At 61.0% G+C, this 17627-nt stretch carries 13 protein-coding genes; 4 read left to right on the top strand and 9 right to left on the bottom strand.

Translation table 11 applies throughout. From position 1 onward, the window contains the following. Positions 1–168 precede the first annotated feature (168 nt). Positions 169–1158, bottom strand: a complete 990-nt coding sequence (locus tag ACXX9E_RS14705; RefSeq protein ID WP_123463643.1) for an alpha/beta fold hydrolase — start codon at positions 1156–1158, stop codon at positions 169–171. Positions 1159–1256: 98 nt separating this feature from the next. Continuing rightward, positions 1257–3632, bottom strand: coding sequence for a phosphoenolpyruvate synthase (ppsA, locus tag ACXX9E_RS14700; RefSeq protein WP_186744811.1), 2376 nt, complete (start codon positions 3630–3632; stop codon positions 1257–1259). A 174-nt stretch (positions 3633–3806) separates the two neighbouring features. Here ppsA and ppsR point away from each other — a divergent pair, with 174 nt between their 5' ends. After that, complete coding sequence (ppsR, locus tag ACXX9E_RS14695; protein ID WP_123463647.1) at positions 3807–4625, top strand: posphoenolpyruvate synthetase regulatory kinase/phosphorylase PpsR; 819 nt, start codon at positions 3807–3809, stop codon at positions 4623–4625. Between the two features lie 121 nt (positions 4626–4746). Here the strand turns inward: ppsR and ACXX9E_RS14690 are convergent, their stop codons facing one another. Continuing rightward, positions 4747–6156, bottom strand: a complete 1410-nt coding sequence (locus ACXX9E_RS14690; protein ID WP_458555604.1) for an aminotransferase-like domain-containing protein — start codon at positions 6154–6156, stop codon at positions 4747–4749. Positions 6157–6247: 91 nt separating this feature from the next. Here ACXX9E_RS14690 and ACXX9E_RS14685 point away from each other — a divergent pair, with 91 nt between their 5' ends. Beyond that, positions 6248–7168 (top strand): DMT family transporter, encoded by a 921-nt coding sequence (locus tag ACXX9E_RS14685; RefSeq protein WP_458555603.1) that lies wholly within the window; start codon positions 6248–6250, stop codon positions 7166–7168. Positions 7169–7201: 33 nt separating this feature from the next. Beyond that, positions 7202–7954 (top strand): alanyl-tRNA editing protein, encoded by a 753-nt coding sequence (locus ACXX9E_RS14680; protein ID WP_458555602.1) that lies wholly within the window; start codon positions 7202–7204, stop codon positions 7952–7954. Positions 7955–8145: 191 nt separating this feature from the next. Here ACXX9E_RS14680 and prpD read toward each other — a convergent pair whose 3' ends face one another. The 6 genes from prpD to ACXX9E_RS14650 form a co-directional block, all read right to left on the bottom strand. Continuing rightward, positions 8146–9630, bottom strand: a complete 1485-nt coding sequence (gene prpD, locus ACXX9E_RS14675; RefSeq protein WP_458555601.1) for a 2-methylcitrate dehydratase — start codon at positions 9628–9630, stop codon at positions 8146–8148. Positions 9631–9819: 189 nt separating this feature from the next. Further along, positions 9820–11010: a 2-methylaconitate cis-trans isomerase PrpF gene (prpF, locus tag ACXX9E_RS14670; protein ID WP_123463657.1), complete on the bottom strand. Its 1191-nt coding sequence runs from the start codon at positions 11008–11010 to the stop codon at positions 9820–9822. 53 nt (positions 11011–11063) lie between these two features. Further along, entirely contained in the window at positions 11064–13658 is a 2595-nt protein-coding gene (gene acnD / locus ACXX9E_RS14665) for a Fe/S-dependent 2-methylisocitrate dehydratase AcnD (RefSeq protein WP_458555600.1), read from the bottom strand. 206 nt (positions 13659–13864) lie between these two features. Continuing rightward, a complete protein-coding gene (gene prpC / locus ACXX9E_RS14660; protein ID WP_128615305.1) occupies positions 13865–14992 on the bottom strand; it encodes a bifunctional 2-methylcitrate synthase/citrate synthase in 1128 nt (375 codons plus the stop codon). Between the two features lie 146 nt (positions 14993–15138). After that, a complete protein-coding gene (prpB, locus tag ACXX9E_RS14655) occupies positions 15139–16032 on the bottom strand; it encodes a methylisocitrate lyase (RefSeq protein WP_123463664.1) in 894 nt (297 codons plus the stop codon). Further along, the gene (locus tag ACXX9E_RS14650; RefSeq protein ID WP_174377155.1) at positions 16029–16751 is read right to left on the bottom strand and encodes a GntR family transcriptional regulator; all 723 of its coding nucleotides are present in this window, start codon (positions 16749–16751) and stop codon (positions 16029–16031) included. Before ACXX9E_RS14650 ends, prpB begins: the two co-directional genes overlap by 4 nt. Positions 16752–17087: 336 nt before the next feature. On the opposite strand from ACXX9E_RS14650, the gene rloA reads away from it, so the two are divergent. Continuing rightward, complete coding sequence (gene rloA, locus ACXX9E_RS14645) at positions 17088–17624, top strand: retropepsin-like aspartic peptidase RloA (RefSeq protein WP_007916436.1); 537 nt, start codon at positions 17088–17090, stop codon at positions 17622–17624. Positions 17625–17627 lie beyond the last annotated feature (3 nt).

The following is a 17627-nucleotide window of genomic DNA, read 5'->3' as shown; positions in this document are numbered from 1 at the left end:
CCCGGCGGTCGCTGTTTACCTTAGTTCATGCAATGGTCGCTGAACGAACCTGAACAATTGCTGAAACGTAATAGCTAAACAGCCACTAAATATGACCAGAATTGCACAATGCGTCATATCTTAGCCGCAAGCCGATCTGAACGAAATGGCCTTTTCAGCGCCTGCAGCTCAAACCGCCGCGGCCAGATCCGGTTTCTCGCCCAGCAGTGGCGTGTGCTGATCCTGCAGCCAGCGCGCAACCAGTGGCCAGACTTCGGCCTGCGCCGCTTTGCTGACCAGCATCTCGACATGCCCGAAGTTGTCGCTAAAGCCCTGCTCACGCCCCAGGTTGACGAACTGTTTGTGCTCGGAACCGATTTGCTCGAACAGCTTGCGACAGGCCCACGCCGGGTCCTGATGATCTCCCGCTGCCGTCACCGCCAGCACCGGCACCTGAACCTCGGCGAGACCGGCCCACCAATCCTTGTCCTTGTCGCCAAAACGGCCGAACAGGCCGTACCAGCGCATGCTTTCCAGCGCCAGACCGATCGGCTCGTCTTCCGGACCGCGCTTGAGACGCGAGCCGGACAATTGCGCGAAACGCTTGAGAATGAAGCGCCCGCTCCACTCCACTGGCGGGATCTTCAGCGGCCAGTAGGTGCGGCTGACCTGGGTGCCGAAAAACGCCGCAGAAGCTACGGCAGGCTCGCCAAGGTATTCGCCGCCGAGCGCCGCCGCCAGGGTGATGCCGCCCAGCGAATGGCCGATCCAGTGCGGCACCTGCCCGCTCTGCTCGCGCACGAACGCGGCAATCGCCGGCAGATCGTAACGGGCGTAGTCAGCCACACGATTGCGGCGGTAATCCTCATTGCGCTGCGACAGGCCGTGGCCGCGCATCTCCGGGATCCACACGTCGTAGCCCAGACGCGTGAGATACGCGCCCAATCCCAGGCCCTTGGGGGAAAACCAGAAACGCCGGTTGGAGAAACTGCCGTGCAGCAAGATCACCGGCACGCCACGGGACGCCGGTTCATCGGCCATGCCCAAGCGGGTCACGGCGATTTCCACGGACCAGTCCGGGCTGTTACCGGGTTTCAAGCGATACACGTCTTCGCTCAGATCACCGCGACGTTCGGCGCTGATCAGGGCGACGGGAAATAGGTTGCTGCTGCTTTGCATAATGCTCTTGCACAAAAAAGGGCGGCATCTACAGGAGCCCGCCCTACTTGAATTTCAAGGCTCCGCCCCCCGAAGGGAGCGGGCCGTTCACATACTGATCAGGCCTGCGCCTGACCTTCCGCCAGGAAGAACCAGGTTTCAAGCACGGTGTCCGGGTTCAGCGACACGCTTTCGATGCCCTGCTCCATCAGCCACTTGGCCAGATCAGGGTGGTCGGACGGGCCCTGACCGCAGATACCGATGTATTTGCCGGCCTTGTTGCACGCAGCAATCGCATTGGCCAACAGCTTCTTGACCGCCGGATTACGCTCGTCGAACAGGTGCGCGATGATACCGGAGTCGCGGTCCAGGCCCAGCGTCAGCTGAGTCAGGTCGTTGGAACCGATCGAGAAACCGTCGAAGAATTCGAGGAATTCCTCAGCAAGGATCGCGTTGGAGGGCAATTCGCACATCATGATCACGCGCAGACCGTTGTCGCCGCGCTTCAAGCCGTTTTCGGCCAGCAGATCGACAACCTGGCTCGCTTCGCCGAGGGTACGGACGAACGGCACCATGATTTCGACGTTGGTCAGGCCCATCTCGTTGCGTACACGCTTCAGCGCGCGGCATTCGAGTTCGAAGCAGTCACGGAACGATTCGCTGATATAACGCGAAGCGCCACGGAAGCCCAGCATCGGGTTTTCTTCTTCCGGCTCGTAGAGCTTGCCGCCGATCAGGTTGGCGTATTCGTTGGACTTGAAGTCCGACAGACGCACGATGACTTTCTTCGGTGCAAACGCAGCCGCGAGGGTGCTGATGCCTTCAACCAGTTTCTCGACATAGAAGCCGACCGGATCGTCGTAACCGGCGATGCGTTTATCGACGCTGTCCTTGATCTCTTGTGGCAGACCGTCGTAGTTCAGCAGCGCTTTCGGGTGCACACCGATCATGCGGTTGATGATGAATTCCAGACGGGCCAGGCCGACACCGGCGTTCGGCAGTTGCGCGAAGTCGAAAGCGCGGTCCGGGTTGCCGACGTTCATCATGATCTTGAACGGCAGCTCTGGCATGGCGTCGACGGAGTTCTTCTTGATGTCGAAACCCAACTCGCCTTCGAAGATGTAACCGGTGTCGCCTTCGGCGCAGGACACGGTCACGCCCTGGCCATCCTTCAGCAGTTGGGTGGCGTTACCGCAACCGACCACTGCCGGAATGCCCAGCTCGCGAGCGATGATCGCTGCGTGGCAGGTACGACCGCCGCGGTTGGTGACGATGGCGCTGGCGCGTTTCATCACCGGTTCCCAGTCCGGGTCGGTCATGTCGGACACGAGGACGTCGCCCGGCTGGACTTTGTCCATCTCGGACACGTCTTTGATGATGCGCACTTTGCCGGCGCCGATGCGCTGGCCAATCGCACGACCTTCAACCAGCACGGTGCCGGTTTCTTTCAACAGGTAACGTTCCATGACGTTGGCCTGGGTGCGGCTCTTCACGGTTTCCGGACGGGCCTGCACGATGTACAGCTTGCCGTCGTCACCGTCCTTGGCCCACTCGATGTCCATCGGGCAGCCATAGTGCTTCTCGATGATCATCGCTTGCTTGGCCAGCTCGCTGACTTCAGCGTCGCTCAGGCAGAAACGCGCGCGCTCGGCCTTGTCGACATCGACGGTCTTGACCGAACGACCGGCCTTGGCCTCGTCGCCGTAGATCATCTTGATCGCCTTGCTGCCCAGGTTGCGCCGCAGGATCGCCGGACGACCGGCCTCCAGCGTGCCCTTGTGCACGTAGAATTCATCCGGGTTCACCGCGCCTTGTACAACGGTTTCGCCCAGGCCGTAGGCGCCGGTGATGAACACCACATCACGGAAACCGGATTCGGTATCGAGGGTGAACATCACGCCGGCAGTACCGGTTTCCGAACGCACCATGCGCTGCACGCCAGCCGACAGGGCGACCAGTTTGTGGTCGAAGCCCTGGTGCACGCGGTAGGAAATCGCACGGTCGTTGAACAGCGAAGCGAACACCTCTTTGGCAGCGCGGATAACGTTTTCCACGCCACGGATGTTCAGGAAGGTTTCCTGCTGACCGGCAAACGAGGCATCCGGCAAGTCTTCGGCGGTGGCGGAAGAACGGACGGCCACGGCCACGTCAGGGTTACCGGCCGACAGCGCGGCGAATGCGGTGCGGATCTCGGTGTTCAGTTTTTCAGGGAATTCGGCGTCCATGATCCATTGGCGGATCTGCGCGCCGGTCTTGGCCAGCGCATTGACATCGTCGACGTCCAGGGCGTCGAGAGCCTTGTGGATCTGATCGTTGAGGCCGCTCAGTTCGAGAAAGTCGCGATAGGCCTGCGCGGTGGTGGCAAAGCCGCCGGGGACCGAAACACCGGCGCCTGCTAGGTTACTGATCATCTCGCCCAGGGATGCGTTCTTGCCCCCCACATGCTCAACATCGTGTTTGCCGAGCTTATCGAGGGAAACTACGTACTCTACCAAGGTGATCTCTCCACTAACTGTGTTGGAAAAGCTCAGAAACCGGCAGCTCGGGGGAGCGTTGGCCGGTTGTATGGCCTGGACCTGGAAAATAAGTGAGAATGCGGGCCAATGGCGGCCGACAAATCGCGCCTATCATATCCAAGATTGATGACTAGCTTAAGGCCTAAGGTGCAAATGAAACGATCTGCTTTCTTTATCTCCGATGGCACCGGCATCACCGCCGAAACCCTGGGTCAAAGCCTTCTGGCGCAGTTCGAAAACATTACCTTCACCAAGCTCACGCGGCCGTATATCGACAACGCGGACAAAGCGCGGGCCATGGTACAACAAATCAACAAAGCCGCTGAAACCGACGGCTTTCGGCCGATTATCTTCGACACCATCGTCAATCAGGACATTCGTGAGATTCTCGCGACCTCCAATGGTTTCATGATCGACATTTTCTCGACCTTCCTCGCCCCTCTCGAACAGGAACTGACCGAGCATTCGTCCTACACCGTCGGCAAGTCCCATTCGATCGGGCACAACTCCAATTATATGGAGCGCATCGAGGCGGTGAACTTTGCCCTCGACAATGACGACGGCGCGCGTACCCACTATTACGACAAGGCCGACCTGATACTAGTGGGCGTGTCGCGTTGTGGTAAGACGCCGACGTGTCTGTACATGGCGATGCAATTCGGCATCCGCGCCGCCAACTATCCGCTGACCGAAGACGACATGGAGCGCCTGACCCTGCCGTCCGCGCTGCGCGCCCACCAGCACAAGCTGTTCGGCCTGACCATCGACCCGGATCGCCTCACCGCAATCCGCAACGAGCGCAAGCCCAACAGCCGCTATTCGAGCTACGCCCAGTGCGAATTCGAAGTGCGCGAAGTGGAAAACCTGTTCCGCCGCGAGAACATTCCGCACATCAACTCCACGCATTTTTCGGTGGAAGAGATTTCGGCGAAGATTCTGGTGGAGAAAGGTGTGGAGCGGCGTTTCAAGTAGCTTTGCCGTGTCTGACAAGACGCCATCGCGGGCAAGCCACGCTCCCCCAGGGCTTTGTTGTGAATACAAAACCTGCAGGCGCCCAAAACCCTGTGGCAGCGGGCTTGCCCGCGATGAACGATTACACGGTCTCGGTCAATGCCCTGGCCAGGGCCTCGAACCCGCCGAGCAACAACCGATCATCCCCCACCGAATTGCACACACTCGCCCGAATAAACTGCGGCACTGCGGCATGCCCGACCGCAAACGCCTCGGCGGTGGACACCAAATAACTGTTTTCCTTCAGTTCCGCCGCAATCTGCGACGCGCGCCATGCCTCTGGCACTTCGATCCAGAAATGCGGGCTGTGGACGTGAGTCCGGTACACCAGGTCGGTCAGTGCGGGGCTGACCAACGCCTTGCGCCGGCCGATTTCACTGATTTGTTCGTTGAGCAGTTGGGTGGCAATGCCGCTTTCGATCCAGCGGCAGGCCACTTCCATTGCCAACGGATTGGCCATCCAGCACGTCCCGCGAATGGCTGAATTCAATCGCCCGAGCAACGCGTGCGGCGCGTGCAGGTAACCGACACGCAGCCCGGCCGAAACTACTTTGCTCAGGCTCCCGATCAGCACCGAGCGTTCTGCGGCAAACGCACTCAGGGGCAACGGTCGCTGGCGGTCCAGCAGCGCATGCGCCTCGTCCTCGAAAATCAGCAGATTGTGTTGCCGGCAGATTTCGGTAATGGCTTCGCGCCGTGGCACCGACATCACCGCCGCCGTAGGATTCTGGATGGTAGGCGTGCAATACAACGCCGACACCCGATGCTGTCGGCAGACGTCCTCCAGCGCTGACGGCAACAAGCCTTCGGCATCCATGGCGACACCGATCAGTTTGATCCCGAGTTGGCGTGCGACGCTGATCAACCCCGGGTAGGAAAGATGCTCGGTGACCACGGTGTCACCGGCCTTGAGCAAGCCCATCAAAGCGCACAGCAGTCCGTGCTGACCACCGTTGACACACAGCACCTGATTGGCATCCGCCTGAAATGCCCCATGACTCAGCCAGTACGCCCCCGCCTGCCGATGTCGGGGCAAGCCGCTTTCGGCGGTGTACCCGGTCAACTGCTGCAAGCTGTGCGAATCGTTGGCCAACGCCTGCAGCGTCAGACTCATAAACGCGCTTTCCTGCCCGGGAATTGGCTGATTCCGACTCATGTCGAAGCAGGCCCGCGGCTCTTCGCTGACATTGCGAAACCCCTTGTCCCGCAAACGCTCCAGGCCGCGCTCACGCACGTAAGTGCCATCGCCGACACGCGCCACCACCCGCCCGACTCGCTCCAGCTCGCCATAAGCGCGACTGATGGTGCCGATGGTCACACCCAGGCTGTCAGCCAACAGCCTGTGCGGCGGCAATTTCGCGCCGGCGGCGATCACGCCTTCGGCTAGGGCGCGTTCCACCGCATCCGCCAGCCGCTTGTACTTCACGCCGACGCCATTGGCGAGACCGTCACGCAGGATTGACACCGTGGCAATACTTATTTTGACAGTCATTGTCACCCCGAATAGCGTGCTGAAAACAGGTGCAATCAGGGATAGTCCTTTTCACCCACGAGGTCAATTCCTCTGCTGCGGAGCACAATGCATGTCGACTGTCATCAGCACGCCATTGAATGCCAGCAAACCCTGGCTCGCCGGATTGTTCACCTGCACGCTGTTTCTGATCGTCTGCCTGAGCTGGGGTACCACCTGGCTGGGGATCAAGATTGCCGTGGAAAGTGTGCCGCCGCTGACGGCCGCGGGCCTGCGTTTTCTGATTGCCTTTCCGCTGTTCCTGAGCTTTGCCGTGTGGCGCAAGGAGCCGCTGCTGTTCCCACGGCAAAGCCACTGGTTTTTCCTGTTCGTCACGCTGTCGTATTTCAGCCTGCCGTACTACTTGCTCAACTACGGCGAGTTGCATGTTTCGTCGGGCCTGACCGCGCTGCTGTTCAGCTGCATGCCGGTGTTTATCTTGGTGTTTTCCTCGTTGTTTTTGCGCGAGAAAATCCTCCCGACACAAATGCTCGGTATCGCCATCGGTTTCGCCAGCCTGTACATGATCATTCGCAGCCAGGGCCTGCATCTGGATCAAGCGGAATGGCTCGGCGTGCTGGCGATTCTGTGTGCGGCGATCCTGCATGCGCTGTGCTACGTGGTGACCAAGCAACACGGCAGTGCAATCAGCGTGATCACCTACAACACCCTGCCGATCGGCATCGCCGGACTGATGTTATTGATTGTCGGATTAAACCTGGAAACACCGGTCTTCAAGGACATCAGCGCACGCTCCTGGGGCGCCCTGCTCTACCTCGGACTGGTGGCGTCGGTAGGCGGCTTTATCGTGTATTTCATCCTGCTCAAACGCCTGAGTCCGGTACTGCTGTCGTTCGTGTTCATCATCTTCCCGGTGTTCGCCCTGCTCATCGGCGCCTGGTACGAAGGCACGCCGATCTCCCGGGACCTGATGCTGTACTCGGCAATCCTGCTCGCCGGTTTCGCGATCACCAAGCTGCCGCTTAAACGCTGACTCCCCCACAATCATTGAACATCGGAGGTTCAAATGTCGGTCCACACCCTGGAAACCCTGAGCCTGTTTAACGCAGAACCTTATCGGCGCGATTTCAGCGCGCGGGTGATCGCCGTGGTCGATCAGGCTGTGGTGCTCGAACATACGCTGTTCTATCCCAGCGGTGGCGGGCAGCCGGGAGACAGTGGCCACTTCAGCCTCGCGGACGGTACCCGGATTGATGTCACCGGCACCCTGCGCGACCCGGCGCTGCCGTCGATCATCTGGCATCAGGTGGCGCAATGTCCGCCGCACCTTGGCGTCGGCACCCAGCTCAACGCCAGCCTCGACTGGCAGCGGCGTTACCAGCACATGAAAATGCACACTTGCCTGCATCTGCTGGGCGCGCTGATCAATGCGCCGGTCACCGGTTGCAGCATCAGCGCCGACAAGGGCCGGCTGGATTTCGACCTGCCGGACATGACCCTCGACAAGGACCGCATCACCCACGATCTCAACGCGCTGATCGCACAGGCCTGCGCGGTCAACGCCCTGAGCCTGCCGGCCGCGGAATATCCTGCGCTGCTGGAAAGGATCGGCAGCAAGACCACCCGGCCAGCGGCGATCCAGGGCGATCTGCGGGTAATTGAGGTGGCGGGCGTTGACATTCAGCCGTGTGGTGGCACACACGTACTCAATACCCGCGAAATCGGCCGGGTGTATTGCGAAAAAATCGAGAAGAAAAGCCAACACAACCGCCGGGTGATCCTGCGTTTTGCCACCGATGACGCGGCATCCTCTGGATGAGAATTTCTTCACTCAAAACCGACACAGTCTTTACGTCCTTGTAACATCTGGAAATATGCAATCCGCGCAAGCAGCGCATGCGGACTAACCCCCCGATGCGCCCGCCCTCCCGGCCTGTCGAAAGCAACAGGCCGTTCAGCCTGGAGGATGCCGAGGGCTGCCTTTAGCCCTCGGCAACTCTGGCGCCGCACCTAAATCACAAACAGATCGACAAAGCGATTGACCGGGGTAGCTTCGAGCATTTGCTGATCCTTGCACAGGGCGAAGATCTGGTGGCTGCGCTGACCGGTGAAGCGCGTTGCCAGGTTGGCCTTGAACTTGTCTTCCAGTAACGGAATGCCTTCGGCACGACGGCGACGGTGGCCGATCGGATATTCGACCACCACGTTCTCGGTGCTGGAACCGTCCTTGAAAAACACCTGTACCGCGTTGGCAATCGAGCGTTTGTCGGGCTCCAGATACTCGCGGGTGAAACGCGGGTCTTCGACGATGACCATCTTCTCGCGCAGCACGTCGATGATCGGGTGCGCGGCGTGGAAGTCGTCCTCGTAATGCTCGGCCACCAGATTGCCGAATGCCAGTGGCACGGCGGTCATGTACTGGAGGCAGTGATCGCGGTCGGCGGCGTTGGCCAGCGGCCCGACCTTGGAAATGATGCGAATCGCCGACTCGTGGGTGGTGATGACGATGCGGTCGATGTCATGCAAGCGGTTGCGCACCAACGGATGCAATGCCACCGCCGCTTCGCAGGCCGTTTGCGCGTGGAACTCGGCGGGGAAGCTGATCTTGAACAGCACGTTTTCCATGACATAGCTGCCGTAGGGTCGCGAGAAACTGAAGGCGCGTCTGTTCTCAGGCTTGAGCGCCAGATCGTTATTGGTGTGGCTGAACGACACGTCATAGAAGCCCCACTGTCTGGCCGTCAACACCCCGGGAATGCCCATCTCACCTCTTAGGGCGATGTCGGCCAGACGAACGCCACGACTGGTTGCATCCCCTGCCGCCCAGGATTTGCGCGAACCGGCATTTGGCGCGTGGCGATAGGTGCGCAGCGCCTGGCCATCGGCGAAGGCATGGGACAACGCCGACAACAATTGCTCGCGATTGGCGCCCATCAGTTTCGCGGTGACGGCGGTCGAAGCGACTTTCACCAGCAGAACGTGGTCGAGTCCGACGCGGTTGAAGGCGTTTTCCAGGGCGATCACGCCTTGAATCTCATGGGCCATGATCATCGCTTCGAGCACGTCACGCATTGTCAGCGGTGCCTCACCGTTGGCAATGCGCTTTTGCGACAGATGATCGGCCACCGCGAGAATTCCGCCGAGGTTGTCCGACGGATGCCCCCATTCGGCCGCGAGCCAGGTGTCGTTGTAATCGAGCCAGCGCACGATGCAGCCGATGTCCCACGCGGCTTTCACCGGATCGAGGCGATACGACGTGCCGGGCACGCGCGCACCGAACGGCACGACGGTGCCTTCGACGAGCGGGCCAAGGTGTTTGGTGCATTCGGGAAAACGCAGCGCCAGCAGGCCACAGCCCAGGGTGTCAATCAGGCAGTTGCGGGCGGTGGCGAGGGCTTCGGCAGACTCGATGTTGAAGGTGAGGACGTAATCGGCGATGTCCTGCAGGACACGGTCGTAGTCGGGGCGGTTGTTCAGGTCGACGTTGGCGCTCATGTTCGATTCACTCTGGCAGTGTTCGTTGATGGGACCTCGGTTCAGGGCTAACTGTTTTCTTATGGTTGAAATGCAATCCACTGCAGGAGTGAGCCTGCTCGCGATGGCGGTGTGTCAGGCAACGTTGACGTTGAATGTCAGTCCACTATCGCGAGCAGGCTCACTCCTGCAGTTGTGTTCGGTGTTGGCTCAGAAGGAATCGCCGGGGATGCGCACGTAGCCTTCCATCAGCACCCGCGCACTGCGGCTCATGATGGCTTTCTTCACCACCCACTCGCCGTTTTCCAGACTGGCCTCGGCGCCGACGCGCAGGGTCCCGGACGGATGACCGAAACGCACGGCGTTGCGTTCAACGCCACCCGCTGCGAGATTCACCAGTGTCCCGGAAATCGCCGCCGCCGTGCCGATCGCCACCGCCGCCGTGCCCATCATCGCGTGGTGCAACTTGCCCATCGACAGCGCACGCACCAGCAAATCCACATCAGCGGCCGCAATCGCCTTGCCACTGGACGCAACGTAATCCGCAGGCTTGGCGACGAACGCGACTTTCGGCGTGTGCTGCCGCTTGGCTGCCTCATCCAGACTGGAAATCAGGCCCATGCGCAGCGCACCGTAGGCGCGGATGGTTTCGAACATCTGCAGCGCTTTCGGATCGCTGTTGATCGCGCTTTGCAGCTCGGTGCCGGTGTAGCCGATGTCTTCGGCGTTGACGAAAATCGTCGGGATCCCGGCGTTGATCATAGTCGCCTGGAACGTGCCAACGCCCGGCACCTCAAGCTGATCGACCAGGTTGCCGGTGGGGAACATCGAACCGCCGCCGCCCTCTTCTTCTGCCGCCGGGTCCATGAATTCGACCTGCACTTCGGCCGCCGGAAAAGTCACGCCGTCGAGTTCGAAATCACCGGTTTCCTGCACCTCACCGTTGGTGATCGGCACGTGAGCGATGATGGTCTTGCCGATGTTGGCCTGCCACACGCGCACCACCGCCACGCCGTTGTACGGAATGCGGCTGGCATCAACCAGACCATGGCTGATGGCGAACGAACCGACCGCCGCCGAGAGGTTGCCGCAGTTGCCGCTCCAGTCCACGAACGGCTTGTCGATGGACACCTGACCGAACAGGTAATCGACGTCGTGATCGGCCTTGATGCTTTTCGACAGGATCACGGTTTTGCTGGTGCTCGAGGTGGCACCGCCCATGCCGTCGATCTGCTTGTCGTACGGGTCGGGGCTGCCGATCACCCGCAGCAGCAAGGCGTCGCGGGCCGGGCCGGGAATCTGCGCGGCTTCAGGCAGATCCTTGAGGCTGAAAAACACGCCTTTGCTGGTACCGCCGCGCATGTAGGTGGCGGGGATTTTGATCTGTGGTGCGTGAGCCATGGTTGCTCCTCAAAGGACCAAGGGACTTATCATCCCTTGGTCGCTTAACTGGTTTAAACGGCAGCCGCCGACTCTTCGAGGAAGTCCTGGGCGAAGCGCTGCAACACGCCGCCGGCCTCGTAGATCGACACTTCTTCAGCGGTATCGAGGCGGCAGGTCACCGGCACTTCGACGCGCTCGCCGTTGTTGCGATGGATCACCAGCGTCAGGTCGGCGCGTGGCGTGCGGGCGCCGATCACGTCGTAGGTTTCGCTGCCGTCGATGGCCAGGGTGTGGCGGTCGGTGCCGGGTTTGAACTCCAGCGGCAACACCCCCATGCCCACCAGGTTGGTGCGGTGGATGCGCTCGAAACCTTCGGCGACGATCGCTTCGACGCCTGCCAGACGCACGCCCTTGGCCGCCCAGTCACGGGACGAACCCTGGCCGTAATCGGCACCGGCAATGATGATCAGCGGCTGCTTGCGCTCCATATAGGTTTCGATGGCTTCCCACATGCGCATCACTTTGCCTTCCGGCTCCACTCGCGCCAGGGAACCCTGTTTGACCTTGCCGTTTTCCACGACCATTTCATTGAACAGTTTCGGGTTGGCAAAGGTCGCGCGTTGCGCAGTCAGGTGGTCACCCCGGTGCGTGGCGTAGGAGTTGAAGTCCTCTTCCGGCAGGCCCATTTTCGCCAGGTATTCGCCAGCGGCGCTGTCGAGCATGATCGCGTTGGAGGGCGACAGGTGATCGGTGGTGATGTTGTCCGGCAGCACCGCCAGCGGGCGCATGCCCTTGAGCGGACGGGCCCCGGCCAGTGCGCCTTCCCAGTACGGCGGACGACGGATGTAGGTGCTCATCTCGCGCCAGTCGTACAGCGGCGTGACTTTCGGGCCGGTGTCTTCGTGAATGGCGAACATCGGAATGTAGACCTGACGGAACTGCTCCGGCTTCACCGACGACTTCACCACCGCGTCGATTTCTTCGTCGCTCGGCCAGATGTCTTTCAGGCGAACTTCCTTGCCGTCGACCACGCCCAGCACGTCCTTCTCGATGTCGAAACGGATGGTGCCGGCAATGGCGTAAGCGACCACCAGCGGCGGCGAAGCGAGGAACGCCTGCTTGGCGTACGGGTGAATGCGGCCGTCGAAGTTACGATTACCGGAGAGCACTGCAGTCGCGTAAAGATCGCGGTCGATGATCTCTTGCTGGATCACCGGATCGAGTGCGCCGGACATGCCGTTGCAGGTGGTGCAGGCGAACGCGACGACACCGAAACCCAGTTGCTCCAGCTCCGTGGTCAGCCCCGCTTCATCGAGGTACAGCGCGACGGTTTTCGAGCCCGGCGCCAGCGAGGATTTGACCCACGGCTTGCGGGTCAGGCCGAGTTTGTTGGCATTGCGCGCCAGCAGGCCGGCGGCAATCACGTTGCGCGGGTTGCTGGTGTTGGTGCAACTGGTGATGGCGGCGATGATCACTGCGCCGTCAGGCATTTGCCCCGGCACGTCATCCCACTGCCCGGAGATGCCTTTGGCCGCCAGATCCGCCACCGCGACGCGGGCGTGCGGGTTGCTCGGGCCGGCCATGTTGCGCACCACCGACGACAGGTCGAACGTCAGGCCGCGCTCGTATTGCGCGCCTTTCAGGCTGTCAGCCCACAGGCCGTTGAGCTTGGCGTACTGCTCGACCAGTTGCACTTGCTGATCTTCGCGACCGGTGAGTTTCAGGTAGTCGATGGTCTGCTGGTCGATGTAGAACATCGCCGCGGTGGCGCCGTATTCCGGGGCCATGTTGGAGATGGTCGCGCGGTCGCCGAGGGTCAGCGCCGAGGCGCCTTCACCGAAGAACTCCAGCCATGCGCCGACGACTTTCTGTTTGCGCAGGTACTCGGTCAGCGCCAGCACCATGTCGGTGGCGGTGATGCCCGGTTGCAGCTTGCCGGTCAGTTCGACGCCGACGCTTTCCGGCAGGCGCATCCACGAGGCACGGCCGAGCATCACGCTTTCGGCTTCGAGGCCACCGACGCCGATAGCAATCACGCCCAGCGCATCGACGTGCGGGGTGTGGCTGTCGGTGCCGACGCAGGTGTCAGGGAACGCCACGCCATCGCGCACCTGGATCACCGGCGACATTTTCTCCAGGTTGATCTGGTGCATGATGCCGTTGCCTGGCGGGATCACGTCGACGTTCTTGAAGGCCTTTTTGGTCCAGTTGATGAAGTGGAAACGGTCTTCGTTGCGTCGGTCTTCGATGGCGCGGTTCTTCTCGAACGCCTGCTTGTCGAAACCGCCCGCTTCCACCGCCAGCGAGTGGTCGACGATTAATTGCGTCGGCACCACCGGGTTGACCTGCGCCGGGTCACCGCCCTGCAAGGCGATCGCGTCACGCAGGCCGGCGAGGTCGACCAGTGCGGTCTGGCCAAGAATGTCGTGGCACACCACGCGCGCCGGGAACCACGGGAAGTCGAGGTCGCGTTTACGCTCGATCAGTTGTTTGAGGGAATCGGTGAGCGTGGCCGGATCGCAGCGACGCACGAGGTTTTCCGCCAACACGCGGGAGGTGTACGGCAGGGTGTCGTAGCTGCCGGGCTGAATCGCCTCGACCGCCGCACGGACGTCGAAGTAATCCAGGGAACTGCCGGGCAGGTTCTTGCGGAATGCTGTGTTCATCGGGTCAGGACTCGGGTCACGGTGGTTTCAAGAGGTGGGGCCGGACACTGACCTTGAAATTCACACTGAACCCTGTGGGAGCTGGCTTGCCAGCGATAGCGGTGGGTCAGTCGACATCAATGTTGGATGTGACTCGGTCATCGCTGGCAAGCCAGCTCCCACAGGGTCTTCGGTGAACATCGAGATTAGTGTTCGGCCCTCACCATTCAGCGACGTTCGATTGGCACGAACTTGCGCTGTTCTACGCCGATGTACTCGGCGCTCGGACGGATGATGCGGTTGTTGGCGCGCTGTTCGAACACGTGGGCGGCCCAGCCGGTCAGGCGCGAGCAGACGAAGATCGGCGTGAACAGCTTGGTCGGGATGCCCATGAAGTGGTACGCCGAGGCATGGTAGAAGTCGGCGTTGGGAAACAGTTTCTTCTGCTCCCACATGGTCTTGTCGATGGCTTCGGAGACCGGGAACAGCACCTTGTCACCGACTTCGTCGGCGAGTTTTTTCGACCAGCCCTTGATCACCTCGTTGCGCGGATCGCTGTCCTTATAGATCGCATGGCCGAAGCCCATGATCTTGTCCTTGCGCTCAAGCATGCCGAGGGTGCCCTTTATCGCCTCTTCCGGCGACGAGAAGCGTTCGATCATTTCCATCGCCGCTTCGTTGGCGCCGCCGTGCAGCGGGCCGCGCAGCGAACCGATGGCAGCCGTGACGCAGGAATACAGGTCAGACAGAGTCGACGCGCACACCCGCGCGGTAAAGGTCGAGGCGTTGAATTCATGTTCGGCGTAAAGAATCAGCGACACGTTCATCACTTTGACGTGGAGTTCACTCGGCTTCTTGTCGTGCAGCAGGTGCAGGAAGTGGCCGCCGATGGTCGGCTCGTCGCTGACGCAGTTGATGCGCTTGCCGTCGTGGCTGAAGCGATACCAGTAGCACATGATTGCCGGGAACGCCGCCAGCAGGCGGTCGGTCTTGTCGCGCTGTTCGGAGAAGTCTTTCTCCGGCTCGATATTGCCGAGGAACGAGCAACCGGTGCGCATCACGTCCATCGGGTGGGCGTCGGCGGGAATGCGTTCGAGCACTTCTTTCAGTGCTTGCGGCAGGTCGCGCAGCTTGCTCAGCTTTTGCTGGTAGGCGTCGAGTTGTGCCTGGGTCGGCAGCTCTCCGTACAGCAGCAGGTAAGCCACTTCTTCGAACTGCGCATCTGCCGCCAGTTCACGCACGTCGTAGCCGCGATAGGTCAGCCCGGCACCGGCCTGGCCCACGGTGGACAGTGCGGTTTGCCCGGCCACCTGGCCACGGAGCCCGGCGCCACTGAGTACTTTTGCTTCGGCCATTGCTGTCTCCAATCTTCTTGAATTTGTAGGGAAACTTGTAGGAGCGAGCCTGCTCGCGAAGGTGGCTGGAACACCTCGGCACATCAGGAACACCGCGTTATCGTTAACGCCCATCGCGAGCAGGCTCGCTCCCACAGGGGTCTTGGTCAGCCTTTCTTTTGTGCAAACAACGCATCGAGCTTCTGCTCGAAGGTGTGGTAGTCGATGCGATCGTAAAGCTCCATGCGAGTCTGCATGGTGTCGATGACATTCTGCTGCGTGCCGTCGCGGCGGATCGCGGTGTAGACATTTTCCGCCGCCTTGTTCATCGCGCGGAACGCCGACAGCGGGTACAGCACCAGCGACACATCCGCTCCCGCAAGCTGCTCGGTGGTGTACAGCGGCGTCGCGCCGAACTCGGTGATGTTGGCGAGGATCGGTGCCTTCACGCGGCTGGCGAACAGTTTGTACATCTCCAGTTCGGTGATGGCTTCCGGGAAGATCATGTCGGCGCCCGCCTCGATGCACGCGGCGGCGCGATCCAGGGCCGATTCCAGGCCTTCCACCGCGAGCGCATCGGTACGCGCCATGATCACGAAGCTGTCGTCGGTACGGGCATCGACGGCGGCCTTGATGCGATCGACCATTTCCTGCTGGCTGACGATTTCCTTGTTCGGACGGTGGCCGCAGCGCTTGGCACCGACCTGGTCTTCGATGTGAATCGCCGCCGCGCCGAACTTGATCATCGACTTGACGGTGCGCGCCACGTTGAACGCCGACGAACCGAAACCGGTATCCACATCCACCAGCAGCGGCAGGTCGCAGACATCGGTGATACGACGCACGTCGGTCAGCACGTCATCCAGGCCGGTGATGCCCAGGTCCGGCACACCGAGCGAACCTGCAGCGACGCCGCCACCGGACAGGTAGATCGCTTTGAAACCGGCGCGCTTGGCCAGCAGCGCGTGGTTGGCGTTGATCGCGCCGACCACTTGCAAGGGATGCTCGCTGGCGACCGCATCGCGGAAACGCTGGCCTGGAGTGTTCTGCTTGGAACTCATGACTCACCTCGTTCAGTGGCTGTCTTATTGTCGGCGCCGTCCTGGTAATGACGGGCGATGTTGCGTTTCGAGGCGCCGATGTGGCGGCGCATCAACAATTCCGCGAGCTCGCCGTCACGGTCGGCGATGGCATCGAGAATCCGGTGGTGTTCGGCAAAGGCCTGACGCGGGCGGTTCGGCGTGGTGGAAAACTGGATACGGTACATGCGCACCAGTTGGTACAACTCGCCGCACAGCATCTGGGTCAGGGTGCGATTGCCGCTGCCCTGGATGATCCGGTAATGGAAGTCGAAATCGCCTTCCTGCTGGTAGTAGCCGACGCCGGCCTGAAACGCCGCATCGCGCTCATGGGTTTCCAGCACCCGGCGCAGTTCGTCGATGTCTTCGACGCTCATGCGTTCGGCCGCCAGACGGCAGGCCATGCCTTCGAGGGACTCGCGGATTTCGTAGAGTTCGAGCAGTTCGGCGTGGCTGAGCGACACCACTCGTGCGCCGACGTGCGGTACCCGTACCAGCAGGCGCTGGCCTTCGAGCCGATGAATGGCCTCACGCAGCGGCCCGCGGCTGATGCCGTAGGTGCGCGCCAGCTCCGGCTCGGAGATCTTGCTGCCCGGGGCGATCTCACCCTTGACGATGGCCGCCTGGATGCGTCGGAAGACGTTTTCCGAGAGCGTCTCGGAATCGTCGCCGCTGATGACCGGGGGATCGAGTTGATCCAGCATGATTGTCGACACCTTTAAATCCAATGCGGCAAAAACTAGCCAATTCACCCGCATCCGTCAAAGGATAAATACACATTGTCGACAATCGTCTAATAACCACAGCCGATGGTCCTTTTGATCAGCCAATCACCTGTGGGAGCAGGAACCCCAGGGTTATAGACCGCCGCAGGCGCTGGCGCCATAAAACCACCGTGCTAGAATGCCGCCCGCATTTGCTGGCCATTTGTACGGCTTGTCATAAAAAGCTGATAGGCACACGAAGGTGCTGGCGCAGGCAGGAAAGCCTGCTGCCAAGCCCTTGAACCGAGAACGGAACGCTGCGCACCAGGATTTATGAGACTCAAGCCCTTCCCCACCTTTTTTGCTCTGTTTTGCCTGCCCGGCCTCGCCGCAGCGGGGGAAAAAACCGTGTACGGCCTTAACGAATACGCGTCGCTCGATGGCATCAATCTGGAAGTCGCGGCCAAACTCGACACCGGTGCGAAAACCGCATCACTGAGCGCCCGCGACATCAAACGCTTCAAACGCAACGGCGAGTCGTGGGTACGCTTTTATCTGGCGATCGACGCCGCGCATTCGCACCCGATCGAACGGCCGCTGGCGCGGGTCAGCAAGATCAAGCGCCGCGCCGGCGACTACGACCCGGAAGAAGGCAAAAAGTACACTGCCCGCCCGGTGATCGAGCTGGACATCTGCATGGGTTCGGCTTTGCGCAGCATCGAAGTGAACCTGACCGACCGTAGTGCGTTCCAATACCCGCTTTTGATTGGCTCCGAGGCGCTGAAACGCTTCGATGCGCTGGTCGATCCCAGTCTTAAATACGCTGCCGGCAAACCCGCCTGCACCATCGCCGCTCATACCGCCGAGTAATTT

Source organism: Pseudomonas sp. GNP014, from assembly GCF_054344005.1.
This window is presented reverse-complemented; position numbering and strand designations above follow the sequence as displayed.

What these genes read in the sequence shown, in the direction of transcription:
- prpC (WP_128615305.1), bottom strand. Translation starts at nt 14,992, where the DNA reads ATGGCCGAAGCAAAAGTACTCAGTGGCGCCGGGCTCCGTGGCCAGGTG.
- ACXX9E_RS14705 (WP_123463643.1), bottom strand. Translation starts at nt 1,158, where the DNA reads ATGCAAAGCAGCAGCAACCTATTTCCCGTCGCCCTGATCAGCGCCGAA.
- ppsR (WP_123463647.1), top strand. Translation starts at nt 3,807, where the DNA reads ATGAAACGATCTGCTTTCTTTATCTCCGATGGCACCGGCATCACCGCC.
- prpF (WP_123463657.1), bottom strand. Translation starts at nt 11,010, where the DNA reads ATGGCTCACGCACCACAGATCAAAATCCCCGCCACCTACATGCGCGGC.
- prpD (WP_458555601.1), bottom strand. Translation starts at nt 9,630, where the DNA reads ATGAGCGCCAACGTCGACCTGAACAACCGCCCCGACTACGACCGTGTC.
- acnD (WP_458555600.1), bottom strand. Translation starts at nt 13,658, where the DNA reads ATGAACACAGCATTCCGCAAGAACCTGCCCGGCAGTTCCCTGGATTAC.
- ACXX9E_RS14680 (WP_458555602.1), top strand. Translation starts at nt 7,202, where the DNA reads ATGTCGGTCCACACCCTGGAAACCCTGAGCCTGTTTAACGCAGAACCT.
- rloA (WP_007916436.1), top strand. Translation starts at nt 17,088, where the DNA reads ATGAGACTCAAGCCCTTCCCCACCTTTTTTGCTCTGTTTTGCCTGCCC.
- prpB (WP_123463664.1), bottom strand. Translation starts at nt 16,032, where the DNA reads ATGAGTTCCAAGCAGAACACTCCAGGCCAGCGTTTCCGCGATGCGGTC.
- ACXX9E_RS14685 (WP_458555603.1), top strand. Translation starts at nt 6,248, where the DNA reads ATGTCGACTGTCATCAGCACGCCATTGAATGCCAGCAAACCCTGGCTC.
- ACXX9E_RS14690 (WP_458555604.1), bottom strand. Translation starts at nt 6,156, where the DNA reads ATGACTGTCAAAATAAGTATTGCCACGGTGTCAATCCTGCGTGACGGT.